The organism is Oleiphilus messinensis (genome assembly GCF_002162375.1).
Lineage (GTDB): Bacteria > Pseudomonadota > Gammaproteobacteria > Pseudomonadales > Oleiphilaceae > Oleiphilus > Oleiphilus messinensis.
The window spans coordinates 1,193,137-1,206,162 of sequence record NZ_CP021425.1 but is presented as its reverse complement, the minus strand read 5'-3'; the positions used below and the strand labels follow the sequence as shown (position 1 = coordinate 1,206,162).

General features: G+C 47.6%; 11 protein-coding genes and 1 tRNA gene. 4 read left to right on the top strand and 8 right to left on the bottom strand.

Annotation, left to right across the window (positions count from 1 at the left end; translation table 11 throughout):
- Window positions 1-58: 58 nt before the first annotated feature.
- Window positions 59-898: a fumarate/nitrate reduction transcriptional regulator Fnr gene (fnr, locus tag OLMES_RS05320; protein WP_087460302.1), complete on the top strand. Its 840-nt coding sequence runs from the start codon at window positions 59-61 to the stop codon at window positions 896-898.
- A 293-nt stretch (window positions 899-1,191) separates the two neighbouring features.
- Window positions 1,192-1,563, top strand: a complete 372-nt coding sequence (locus tag OLMES_RS05315) for a hypothetical protein (protein WP_087460301.1) — start codon at window positions 1,192-1,194, stop codon at window positions 1,561-1,563.
- Window positions 1,564-1,614: 51 nt separating this feature from the next.
- Here the strand turns inward: OLMES_RS05315 and alr are convergent, their stop codons facing one another.
- The 8 genes from alr to rnr form a co-directional block, all read right to left on the bottom strand.
- Window positions 1,615-2,736: an alanine racemase gene (gene alr / locus OLMES_RS05310; RefSeq protein ID WP_087460300.1), complete on the bottom strand. Its 1,122-nt coding sequence runs from the start codon at window positions 2,734-2,736 to the stop codon at window positions 1,615-1,617.
- A complete protein-coding gene (dnaB, locus tag OLMES_RS05305) occupies window positions 2,736-4,115 on the bottom strand; it encodes a replicative DNA helicase (protein ID WP_087460299.1) in 1,380 nt (459 codons plus the stop codon). Before dnaB ends, alr begins: the two co-directional genes overlap by 1 nt.
- A 336-nt stretch (window positions 4,116-4,451) precedes the next feature.
- Window positions 4,452-4,898 carry a 50S ribosomal protein L9 gene (gene rplI, locus OLMES_RS05300; RefSeq protein WP_087460298.1) on the bottom strand — a complete coding sequence of 149 codons (447 nt, stop codon included), beginning with the start codon at window positions 4,896-4,898 and terminating at the stop codon, window positions 4,452-4,454.
- Between the two features lie 32 nt (window positions 4,899-4,930).
- Window positions 4,931-5,785, bottom strand: a complete 855-nt coding sequence (locus OLMES_RS05295; protein ID WP_087460297.1) for a DUF2232 domain-containing protein — start codon at window positions 5,783-5,785, stop codon at window positions 4,931-4,933.
- A gap of 72 nt (window positions 5,786-5,857) precedes the next feature.
- Window positions 5,858-6,088: a 30S ribosomal protein S18 gene (gene rpsR, locus OLMES_RS05290; protein WP_087460296.1), complete on the bottom strand. Its 231-nt coding sequence runs from the start codon at window positions 6,086-6,088 to the stop codon at window positions 5,858-5,860.
- A 71-nt stretch (window positions 6,089-6,159) separates the two neighbouring features.
- Window positions 6,160-6,576 carry a 30S ribosomal protein S6 gene (rpsF, locus tag OLMES_RS05285; RefSeq protein ID WP_087460295.1) on the bottom strand — a complete coding sequence of 139 codons (417 nt, stop codon included), beginning with the start codon at window positions 6,574-6,576 and terminating at the stop codon, window positions 6,160-6,162.
- Between the two features lie 220 nt (window positions 6,577-6,796).
- Window positions 6,797-7,561: a 23S rRNA (guanosine(2251)-2'-O)-methyltransferase RlmB gene (rlmB, locus tag OLMES_RS05280; protein ID WP_232465266.1), complete on the bottom strand. Its 765-nt coding sequence runs from the start codon at window positions 7,559-7,561 to the stop codon at window positions 6,797-6,799.
- Between the two features lie 72 nt (window positions 7,562-7,633).
- Entirely contained in the window at window positions 7,634-10,327 is a 2,694-nt protein-coding gene (rnr, locus tag OLMES_RS05275) for a ribonuclease R (protein WP_087460294.1), read from the bottom strand.
- Between the two features lie 332 nt (window positions 10,328-10,659).
- Here rnr and OLMES_RS05270 point away from each other — a divergent pair.
- Together OLMES_RS05270 and OLMES_RS05265 are read left to right on the top strand one after the other, a co-directional pair.
- Window positions 10,660-10,746, top strand: a tRNA-Leu gene (locus OLMES_RS05270).
- A gap of 602 nt (window positions 10,747-11,348) precedes the next feature.
- A complete protein-coding gene (locus OLMES_RS05265) occupies window positions 11,349-12,983 on the top strand; it encodes a sensor histidine kinase (RefSeq protein ID WP_087460293.1) in 1,635 nt (544 codons plus the stop codon).
- Window positions 12,984-13,026: the final 43 nt, after the last annotated feature.

Sequence of the window (13,026 nt, the reverse complement as noted above, 5' to 3'; positions counted from 1 at the left end):
AACGCACAGCAATCCTTTATGCTTGAGCGAATATAATTCGCGAATTTCGGATAGGCACATGTCTGATAATAACTACAGCACGAATAATCAGCACCAGGGAAATGACAAACTCTTCAGTACGGAGAACTCTACTCAAAATAGTGAGCCTGTTTCACAGAACAGTGACAAACGCTGTTCCAAAGGTCTGCTGCCTTCGTCTTGTAATACCTGTAGCTTGAGTAACCTTTGCCTGCCGATTGCCGTAACTCAAAACGATATTTCCCAGCTTGAAGATATCATCAAGCAAGGAAAAATAATCGATCGTGGTGAGCATATTTTTTCAGAACATACGCCTTTCCGATCCTGTTTCGCAGTGCGTAGCGGTTCCATTAAGACATACGTGGTGTCTGAGGAAGGCGAAGAGCAGGTCACCGGTTTTTATTTACCCGGTGAAATTATCGGCATGGACAGTATGAACACAGATGCCTATTCCTGTTCTGCAAAAGCATTGGAAAAGTCCAGTGTATGTGAAATCCCTTTTGATCGTTTTGAAACCCTTGCCACTCAAATTCCGACCCTTCAACACCACTTTTTCCAATTGATGAGCAAGGAAATTAAAGAAAGCCGACAGCTCAGCATGCTACTCAGCAAAAATACCGCAGAAGAGCGCATCGCATCCCTGCTCCTGAGCCTGTCAGAACGCTTCAAGCGACGGAAATTATCACCAACACAATTTCGCTTGCCCATGCCGCGCAATGATATCGGCAACTATCTGGGACTGGCAGTTGAAACTGTAAGCCGAGTTTTCACTCGTTTCCAGAAATCAGGACTCATTACCGTCCAGGGCCGAGAGGTAACCATTAACGATTTGGACAAACTGAAGGACATGCTCAAGCATCAGACTAAATGCCTGAGCTAACGCCCAATATCAGTTCCACCACCTGTTCCTGTTCCCCCCCTCTGAATAACCGCGCCAATAGGCGCGGGCATCAAATTTGGTGTCACCCGATAACATGATTTGGTACTAGTGTATCATTTTGTGAAATAACACAACATTTTCTCACATTTTGACAGGTAAACTCTTAAGCGCTCGGGTAGTCGCTCTCTGGCCATTATCAATTCAATCGGCCAGCGTACCGTAATAATCAAAAATAATCAGCGCCTCCACCCTGCAAGGTAAAACGACTAGAAACTCTCAGGAAAAATTCCGCAATGATAAAACACCAAGAACATATGGTTGCTCCCCTATCAGCAGAACATCATCGCCGTGCGAATGATGTGATTGCCAAAATCAAACTGGCGGAGCAAGCAAGCAAACATACCATTGAGCTAATCGACATTATCCTCGACTTGACCGAGCACGGTCTCCACTTTTATTTTCTCTCTCCTCTGGAGCGTATTGGAGCTGGAAGTATGACAATGAAAGTGGCAAAAGTGGGGTTAGGCAGTACTTACAAAGGCATGAAAATGGTTATTTCCAAAGTGTTGAAAAACTTGGATGACCGGCAAATTTTAATGCTGACAGAGTTTCTCGAAGAAATCATGCACCCCGCCGAAGCTGCAGGAATAGCAAAAATCGCTTAATTCCATGATCCGATTTTGCGTTGGCTATTTGTAGCCCACCACAGTGCTCAGTCAGGCGCTCTGGTGGGTATAAACTCGGGGCACTCGGGATGTAATCCCGGTTAGCAATTCATAGCCAATTGTCTGGCAATGGTCAGCCACTGTGTCAACCGATACAGTATTGCCCCAAAGCTCAACCTCCGCACCGACCCCGATATCAGACATCAAACCCAGATCAACCGTCAGCATATCCATAGAGACTCTACCAATCAACTGAACCTGGCGACCCTGAACTGCGACCGGTGTACCATTGGGGGCATGCCTGGGGTAACCGTCACCATACCCCATCGCGACAACCCCCATATAACATTCTTTATCGGCGATCCATGTCGCACCATAACCAACAGTATCGCCAGGTTTCAGTTTTCGAGTGGCAATCACACGGGACTTGAGCGTCATAACCGGCTTCAAGCCCAATTCCAGCCCTGTCCGACCCAGAACAGGAGAACTGCCATAGAGCATAATCCCTGGTCGTATCAATTGATAACAATGCTTCGGATAATTCAAAAGTGTAGCCGAATTCGCAATACTGGAAAGCCCGTGACTACAGCGACTTCGAAAATCAGCAAAACGCTGAAACTGGGACACAGCATGTGAACTCTCAGCATCATCCGCACAGGCAACATGGGACAATACTCCCTGAAGATGAACGCAGCCCCCTAGTTCCGCTAACCGCGACTTCATTTCAAGCAAGGTGGGCTCATCAAACCCGAGTCGGTTCATGCCTGTATTTAATTTTAACCAGACTTGTACCGCGCTGCATGCTGCCCTATCGTCTCGCAAATAATCTCGAAGGTAAGACTCCAGAGCTGATACCTGGTAATCGGAATGTAATACCAGCTCACAATTATGTGTCAAACACCATGCTAACTCATCAGCACAAAAAATACCTTCCAGTAGTATAATCGGGTTCTTCACCCCGGCTTTCCGAATTTGCAATGCTTCTTCCGGACAGGATACTGCAAGCCGCTGTACCTGATGGGCAGCCGTGCGGGCAATCTCCACAATACCGTGACCGTAACCGTCCGCCTTAACCACAGCAACAGTCTCTGCTGTCCCCGCTAACAAGTCCGCGTATCTCAGATTATCCGCAAACGCCTTCAGGTCAATAGAGGCAACCGCAGGCCGAGTCATTAAAATTCCTCATAGTCAACATGCGCAAGATCATCAAATTTGGTGTACTTACCCTGGAATGCCAATTTCACGGTACCAGTGGGACCATTCCGTTGCTTCCCGATAATAATTTCGGCAATACCCTTGTCTGGGCTGTCCTCGTTGTAATACTCATCACGATAGATAAACATTATCACGTCGGCATCCTGCTCTATTGCGCCCGATTCACGAAGATCCGAGTTTACTGGACGCTTATTCGGACGCTGCTCCAGGGAGCGGTTTAACTGAGACAAAGCAACAACAGGACACTGCAATTCCTTGGCGAGCGCTTTTAAGGAGCGGGATATCTCGGAAATCTCTGCAGTACGCCCCTCTGTCATACCCGGCACACGCATCAACTGCAGGTAATCGATCATGATCAAGCCAATTTCACCTTTGTTCTCACGCGCCACACGACGAGCTCTCGAACGCACTTCTGTGGGACTCAGCGCCGGAGTATCATCAACATACAACGGCTTATCGCGCAACATACTCACAGCAGAGGTGAGCCTTGGCCAATCATCTTCTTCCAGCTGCCCACTCCGGATCTTGGTTTGGTCAATACGTCCTATTGACGATAGCATACGCATCAAAATGGAGTCTGACGGCATCTCCATACTAAAAACCAACACAGGCTTACCAGACTTCATCAAAGCATTTTCAACCAAATTCATCGCAAATGCCGTTTTACCCATTGAGGGGCGAGCAGCAACAATGACCAAATCCGATTTCTGCATCCCCGAGGTTCGATCATCCAGGTCTCGAAAGCCCGTGGTAACACCCGTTATAACCCCTTCGGAATTGAATAACTCATCAATTCGCTCCAGCGTTTTCTGCATAATGGCATTTACGCCTACCGGGCCACCTTCTTTGGTACGACCCTCTGAAATCAGAAATACCTTACGCTCAGCCTCATCCAGAACCTCTGAACTGTTTTTACCCTGCGGAGAAAACGCACTTTCAGCAATCTCGCCAGAGACCCGAATCAGACTCCTCAGCACGGAACGTTCACGAACAATTTCCGCATAGGAACGAATATTGGAAGCACTCGGTGTTTTGTTTGCCAGCTCCCCCAGATAAGCGAGTCCACCGGCCTCTTCTAAAACTTCCAGACGGGTAAGCTCTTCGGAAACCGTAACCACATCCAATGGATGAGCCTCCGAAGCAAGGTTGAAAATTGCTTTGAATATAAGACGGTGATCCTGGCGATAAAAGTCTTCAGACGTCACCATATCTGAGACAATATCCCACTTGGAATTATCCAACATTAATCCACCCAGGATGGATTGCTCAGCCTCAATCGAGTGCGGTGGGGTCTTGGCTTTAACGGTTTCGTTATCAATATCGAGAGTCGAGTGCATGCCTTAAGTCTATACCCGTGTGGTATCTGAATTGGAAACATGAATTATAGGGGTTGAACCATGCAGATCCAACAAGAGTTTCGAAAGGTCGAAGGGAGAAGAGCTCAAAGAGAAAGAACAGATCAAAGGAAGAAAACAGCGAAAAAAATAAGGCCCGGAACAATTCCGGGCCTTATTCAAAGATCTGCACGCGCTGCAAATCAACACCCGCTAACACGAGTGCCAACCTGGACAAGAACCTAGGTATCAGCAGCCTGATACCTATTTTGAGCTTAGTACTTATCTAGAGCCTAGTACTTATCTTGAGCGTGATGCCGATCTTGAGTGCGATATTGCTTATTCAGCAACAACGATCACTTTAACCGTCGTGTCTACGTCGGTGAACAGGTGCAGAGCAATCTCATACTCACCTACAGCACGCAGAGGACCTTCTGGCAGACGTACTTCGCTCTTCTCTACCGCAATACCCGCAGCAGTGAATGCGTCCGCTACATCTCGAACACCAATTGATCCGAACAGCTTACCTTCGTCACCGGCTTTAGCAACGATGGTCACTTCTTTGCCAGACAGTTCTTCGGAACGTGACTGCGCCGCAGCCAGTTTCTCAGCCGCCTGTTTTTCAAGCTCAGCACGACGCGCTTCAAACTGTTCTACATTTTCTTTCGTTGCTGGAACTGCTTTACCGTATGGGATGAGGAAGTTGCGGCCAAAGCCTGCTTTAACTGCAACCTTGTCACCCAGGCCACCCAGCTTGCCAACTTTCTCGAGCAGAATAACTTCCATCTCGCTAACCTCTTTTTAATCTGAAACGTTTATTAGTCCACTCGTATTCGGGACCGGACATCAATCCAGCTGTCCATTACAGCCAACAATACGAGCAACACTATCAGGCTGGGGCCAATGATTAATGAAATCACATAAAACCAAACAAGCCAGCCTTTACTTAAGTTTTTCCTAGCCACACTACCGTGTATAAGCGCCAACCCGGCAAAGCCAAGCGGAATTAGCAAAGCGAATGCAAAAACAGCATTCTGGTCACCCAAGCTCGAAAGCACTAACACTGAAATGACACTCAGTGTTGCCGAAGCCCGGGACAATCGAAATTGATGAAACTCTTTTCGAAATCCACCAGGATTGAAAAGTTTGGCTTGCCAGGCACGTGCCAACATCAAGCTCATGGTGGCGAACATGGCGTAGGATACTGCCAGACTGCCAATCATCATATTTCGAACGACCGAGTCAACGTTTTCACCCAACTCCTGAATCCGCTCTGGATTCAGTTGCCGGAATAGTTCGACTCCGAATGCTACCAGCTGATTTAGCAGGTCAGCTGACACTATTGGCAGCAGCACGATTGACAATACCGCCAACCCCGCACCTACAAACAGCGCTTTTTCCCAGGAAACGGTCTGTCGAAGTACGACTGCCATTCCCCAGGTTGTTGCAATCACAAATAACGAAGTCGGATCCTGAACCGACTGCGCCCAAATTACAGAGGGCACGATAGCGGCAATTAACAGGATTGCACCTTCGTTGATGCCACGTCGCATTGTTATCAATCCGACGACCGCCGCACTTATCCAGAATAGCAACGGCAGTATGGAGCACACCAGAACAACTACTCCTGCTTGCAGGCGCCCTTTCATTACGAAATTGGCGATTGCTTGCATGTTCAAAAACTCCTGTTAGTAATGTCCTGACGACTCAATATCTCGCGAACAACTTATACCAGATACGAAGTATTAACCTTCGTGGTTATCGGTATAAGGCAATAACGCCAAAAAGCGTGCGCGCTTGATCGCAGTAGACAACTGACGCTGATAGCGAGCTTTTGTGCCCGTGATACGGCTAGGTACAATCTTACCAGTTTCAGTGATATAGCCTTTCAGCGTTTCAATATCTTTGTAATCAATTTCCTTCACACCTTCTGCAGTGAAACGGCAGAACTTGCGACGACGAAAAAAACGAGCCATGTTAGTCTCCTGATTTGCAAATTAAATTCGATTTGATGAGCCCCGGAAGTACGCGACTTCCCAAACTCAACTTACTCTTCTTCGTCCTCGGAATCAGAGTCGTTAGACTCAGACTGAGGTGAATCGTAGTTTGCGGAATCATTGTTCGACTTGTTGTAGCCTTCACGGTTCTCTGAAGCTTTCATTGGAGAAGTTTCAGTCACCGCATTTTTGCGACGAATAACCAACTCACGCAGAATAGCATCGTTGAAACGGAAGTTGTGGCTCAATTCTTCCAAAACTTCGTTGCCGCACTCGATATTCATCAGAATATAGTGTGCTTTGTGGATTTTGTTGATTGGGTATGCCAGGTGACGACGACCCCAGTCTTCCAGACGGTGAACCTGTCCACCAGACTCCGTTACGGAATTGGTATATCGCTCAACCATTGCGGGTACTTGCTCACTTTGATCTGGGTGAACAAGGATAACAATTTCATAATGACGCATAATTGCTCCTTACGGGTTAGAAGCCTCTTATCGCACCCAGCTCGGAAATACCCGCCAAAACAAGGCCCAGAAAGGCTGCTTTAAGCTGACTCGTTGAATGGCTCCACCGAGTTGTATTACGTCACCGAATGACAAAGAAGCAAGGAGAGCGGTCAAAAATCGACCACAGTTTTCAGAACGGCGCATTTTAGAGATTTAGCGCCGGAGTTTCAATCTTTTTTTATGTATTCTGTCGCTGTCTCAGCGCTTCGAACAAACAGACTCCAGTTGCAACAGACACATTCAAGCTACTCACATCACCCGACATCGGAATTTTCACCAGACTATCACAGTGTTCACGCGTTAACCGGCGCAAGCCCTTCCCTTCATTGCCCATCACCAGAGCTACAGACCCCGTAAATTCCGCTTGATAAATGGTCTCCTCGGCTTCGCCTGCAGCGCCCACGATCCAAATACCATACTGTTGTAACCATTTAAGCGTCCTCGCCAAATTGGTTACCCGGACGACAGGGGTATATTGTGCCGCTCCACACGCAACTTTTAATGCGGTAGAGTTTAAGCGCGCAGACTTATCTTTCGGTATGATCACAGCTGTCACACCAGCAGCATTTGCACTTCGAATACAGGCCCCGAGATTGTGAGGATCAGTCACACCATCAAGAATCAACAAAAATATACTCTCACGCTGCCCCTGCAGAATATCCTCGAGGTCTCCTTCATCTTTTTCCAATTGCTCGGAACAAATGGCAACGATACCTTGATGCCGGTCTCCCACTTGACGATCCAGGGCATGTCGATCCAGGTAACGGATCGAAATATGTGAAGCGCCTTTGGCCAATGCCAAAATCGCATTCAAGCGCCGATCCGCCCTACCCTTAAGCACGAGGAGTTCAGACACAGAATCAATCTGATTCTTTAGCAGCGACTCAACCGCGTGAAAACCAAAAATAGCATTCTGTTCCTGCTGATTAGTTGATATTGTCAAAAAAAAATCTCCAAAAAAAACTGCTTAAGCGCGATTCGAGAGTCACACTGCAACCATGTTCACGACAGGAACTCAACGCTTACGACCTTTCTTCGCTTTACTCTTAACCTTGGTGCGCACCTTGGATTCAACGTTTTTCTTCACACCAGCTTCGACCTTGGCTCCGGCATCCGACTTGGTACCCGCCCGAGACTTAATACCTGTTTTCGCTTTAGAGCCGGACTTAGTCTTGGCTCCTGACCTGGTCTTTGCCTGTGTGCCAGGCCGGGCCTTGCTCCCGGATTTCTTCTTGGATCCGGATTTCTCACCAGATTCGCCATCACGCTTTGACTTTGAAGACCCTTTTCGTTTCCGTACGGGTCTCGTCAACTCACCTTTACTCTCGGCTTTATCGCCATGGCTACGGGATTCTTCCCTGGAGTACTGATCCAGCTTGTCCAAAAGTCGTTTGGTTTTTCGTTTCCCTGTACGATCTTCGCCGCCCTGTGACCTTGCGTCATTCCGCTTTTTCTTGATTGCTTTGCTACGACCTACGATTTCGTAATCTATTTTACGCTCCTCAAGATCTACGCGAACAACCTGCACCTCCAGCAAGTCGCCAAGCCTGTAGCTGGTTCCCGTTCGTTCGCCAACCAAGCGATGCTTCACCGCATCATAATGATAAAAATCATTACTCAAAGACGAGACGTGAACCAGCCCTTCAATAAACAGATCCGATAACTCCACGAACAACCCAAAGGACGTCACCGCAGAAATCACACCGGGATAAACATCACCAACATGCTGTTGCAGGAACTCACACTTCAACCAGCTTTCAACATCCCGGGTCGCATCATCCGCTCGCCGCTCGGTCATTGAGCAACCTTCACCCACTTCCAACATCGCCGGTACATCAAATGGATAAGGATAATCTGAGGGCTTGGGTGACGGAGCAGGAACATAATCTCTTGGTGCATCCCCCCCCAACAGCTCGGATGACTTATAGATCAGAGACTTGATCGCACGATGAATCATCAGGTCAGGATAGCGCCGTATCGGTGATGTAAAGTGCGTGTACGCTTTGAACCCTAAGCCAAAATGCCCTTTATTTTCCGGGCCGTAATAGGCTTGGGACATGGATCTCAACATCACGGTTTGAATTACACTGAAGTCGGGACGATCTTGAATTTGAAGGATCAATTCCTGGTAGTCTGCTGGCGTTGGCGTCTCTCCGCCGCGCATTTGCAGCCCAAGTTCACCAATGAAGGAACGGAGGTTCTGCAATTTTTCCTCCCCCGGCCCCTCGTGAACCCGATATAACGAGGGAATATTATGCTTGGCGATGAATCGCGCAGTGGCGACATTGGCGCACAGCATGCATTCCTCAATCAAACGGTGCGCATCATTTCGCTCAACCGGCACAATCTGCTCAATCTTTCGCTCATCACCAAATTCAATACGGGTTTCAGTGGTCGCAAAATCAATCGCCCCCCGTTCTTCCCGGGCAATACGAAGTTGCTTGTAGAGCGCATACAGGTTATTCAAATGCGGTACCAAATCGGCAAAACGCTCACGCAATGCTTCACCTTCTTCACCGACCTCGGTGTCAAGCATTTTAGCAACCTGCGTGTAGGTCAGCCGGGCATGGGAATGCATGACAGCTTCGTAAAATCGGTATCCGCTCAACCGTCCCGCCTGACTGATGGTCATTTCACAAACCATACACAAACGATCAACTTGCGGGTTCAGGGAGCACAAACCATTGGAAAGCACCTCAGGCAACATTGGCACCACATGCCCCGGGAAATAAACCGAGTTACCTCGCTTACGGGCTTCTTCATCAAGAGCGCTCCCCAAACGCACATAATGGGACACATCAGCAATGGCAACGTACAGGCGCCATCCGCCGCCACGCTTGGGTGCACAATAAACAGCATCATCGAAATCCCGCGCGTCCTCACCATCGATGGTTACCAGAGGCAAATCACGGAGATCTATCCGGTCTTTCTTATCGGACTCGGTAACGTCAACACTCAGATCGGCAATCTCAGCTTTGACCTCCTCCCCCCAGAGAAAAGGGATGCCATGGGATCGAATCGCCACCTCGATTTCCATGCCCGGAGCCATGTGATCACCCAAAACATCGATAACACGACCAAGCGGTTTGGTTCGGATAGTCGGTTGCCGGGTCAGCTCCACCAACACATATTGTCCGTGTAACGCTTCGCCTGACTGCTCTCGCGGGATAATCACATCCTGAGAAATTCTTACATTCTCGGGAGTAACGAAAGCAATACCACTGTCTTCATAGTATCGACCTACAATTTCTGTGGTATTTCGCTCCAGAACCTCCACCACAGAGGCAATGCGCCGCCCTCTATGATCAACATCATCTACGCGTACCAGAACGACATCATCATTAAACAAAGCCTGCATCTGCCGCGCACTGAGGAACAAATCATCGCCGCCATCTTCTGGCACAACAAACCCGAATCCATCCCGGTGCCCGATAACCCGCCCCTTGATCAAATCAACACTGGTAACCGGCAGGTACCCACCTCTCCGGTTGCAAATTAACTGCCCATCCCGCGTCATCGCAATCAGCCGCCGTCTCAGTGCTTCCACATCGTCAGCATCTTCATAATCAAACTCATGACATAATTCAAAGTGCGTGACCGCAGCTTTACGACCCTTTAACCAGTCAAGGATATATTCACGGCTGTGGATGGGTTTTTTATAGTTTTCCGATTCCCGCTGAGCATGGGGGTCAGATTTCATATTGGACATTCGAATTCCAGATTGAATTTCACAGACAGGCGTCACGCCGTACTAAAGAAACGGTGTAATTTGGTGATCGCCGGGCAATATGCCTCTTTGATCACTAACTTGATCAAAAACGCGCATTAGGATTATAGCCCTAGATACGATGAATAAACACACCCAAACGAGGACAACCGCAGTACATAGATATCCCATATTTTGCCGGATGGCACCACTACAACCAAATCACGCTTCAATGTTAATGCAATTTTTTTAACATCAATAGAATAAAAGTATTGACAACCCAAGCCTTCAACGTTAAAGTTCGCGCCACGTTTTGAGACACAACTCAAAAACAGGCCCAGGTGGTGAAATTGGTAGACACGCTAGCTTCAGGTGCTAGTGCTCTCACGGGCGTGGCGGTTCGAGTCCGCCCCTGGGCACCATGTATAATCAGGTTAATTTCCAGAATCTAAATTCAAATAGCATCTTACCTCAACCTCAGAACCACTTTGATCTTAAATTTCCTCTTAAATCATTGCCTCGTATTTTACATAACACCGATTAAATCATATCTTACGATAAATCTAACCCAGAATATCAGAAATCCATCCTTTGGAAATCGCCGATTATCCAGACACCGCTTTCTGTAAGCGCTTATGACGATTAACCATCAAGTAATCACCCACAGATAAAAATCAGTTTATAACTTGGCAGTACGTCAATTCTCACCTACACTCCTTACACTTTTGACCACGTTTTAAACATTACATAACGAGCCTGCGGGAAGCAGCTTACAACAAACATCACTACCACTGTTTACTTTTTGTGCACAACATCAGAGAAACGGAACACCATTTTCCTGTTAAATAAAGGTCTGTGATGCATCAAATCAATCCTGCAGGTGCGACGGAAGTATGGCACCAACTGAAGCCAACCCGACTTCATAGTCAAGTTTGACCTACTTCCACACAATTAAGACAACCATAGACTTGATATCGGGTCACAGATTAGAAGTGCACCACTCACTACGAGAATCGCAGTAATCATGATCGCCAGTCGGATATCCATACGTCGAAAACTTATACTCCTGATATCAGGTGCAGCCCTTTTGGCACTGGCATTTATGAGCTTGTGTTTAACCTTGTATGAGAGCATCGCCTATCGGGAACGACTGAAAAACGAGTGGACCCAAGCCTCGGAACTTATTGCCGAACAGGCACTGTCACCGCTACTCAGAGCGGATCAAACAGAACTAGACAAAACAGCCAGCGATCTTGCTCACTTTTCAGTTGTCACGCTGGTGTGCTTTTACAACTCTGAATTCACAATCCTTGCAAGCTCTTCACACTACACTAACCATACCCACAGCAAGACGTACGTGAGCCACACTCATAACAACAATGCAGCCCCTCAGGCAAGCCAAGCCTCAAACTGCCCGGAACGCCCCCTCACTGTATCCCACCGTTTTACAGATAAACATTTACAAATCGCCCACCCCATTAAGTCCCAAGATAACACGATCGGCTATCTCTACATCGAGATCACTCTGCAAGAAATCCGAAAGCATATCGACAACTTTTTGCTCTTCACGCTTTTTGTTGGCTGCCTCATTGCGGGTCTTATCATTTTGCTGTCGGCTTTCATGCACCGGATTATTTCCGTGCCACTTTACCATCTCAAGTTTATCGCCCAGAAAGTAGCCGAAAAACAAGACTATTCGCTTAAAGCCAGCAAAGAAAGCGAAGATGAAATCGGGGAACTGGTTGACGCCTTTAATACGATGCTGACTACAATAGAAAACCAGAACCGGATTATCACAGATCAGAAGGCACAGCTTGAGCACACTATCGACAAGATGAGCCTGGAGCTAAAGAACGCCAACGAGGAAGTGGAAGCATTTGGTTACTCTGTTTCTCATGATCTCAGGGAACCTCTGAGAACCATTATCGGATTCGCCCAAGCGATGGAAGAAGATTATCAACACACACTGGACAATACGGCGAAAAGCTATCTAGAGCAGATTCAACAGGCTGGCAACAAGATGTCTGGACAAATAAGAACATTACTCAACTTATCTCGGGTTTCCAGGCAGCCCATTAATAAAGAACAAGTTGACTTGAGCCGAATTGCACAACGCATCACTAATAATTTACTTGAACAACATGGAAACCGCTCAATCAAGATTCGGATCATGCCTGATCTAACCTCTATCGCCGATGAACAACTCATTAAAATCGCACTGGAACACCTGCTTGAAAATGCATTCAAGTTCACTCAGCACCTGGATCAGACGGAAATTCAATTTGGCAAGACAACCCAGGAGTCCGTGGACATCTACTATGTGAAGGATAATGGTGCCGGATTTGATATGCGCTACTCGGAAAAGCTGTTCCACACCTTCCAAAGGCTACATTCAGGCGATCAGTTTGAAGGGTCCGGTATCGGCCTTGCCACCGTGGCACGAATTATTCGCCGACATCATGGCAAAATCTGGGCGCAAAGCTCACTGAATGATGGCTCAACATTCTACTTTACCTTGTTCGACATTCCGCTTTGCTCAACCTCCGAGGAATGCACGCAGGATCCCCCACCGAGTCTTTACCCCAAAAACTACCCAGCATTAACCGACCAACAAACAATTCAACCCCCCATTCACAGCGACTCTGCACCCTCGCAGTAACTTTGCACCCTCGCAGCAAGTCAAAATTCGACAGCGTTCAAGA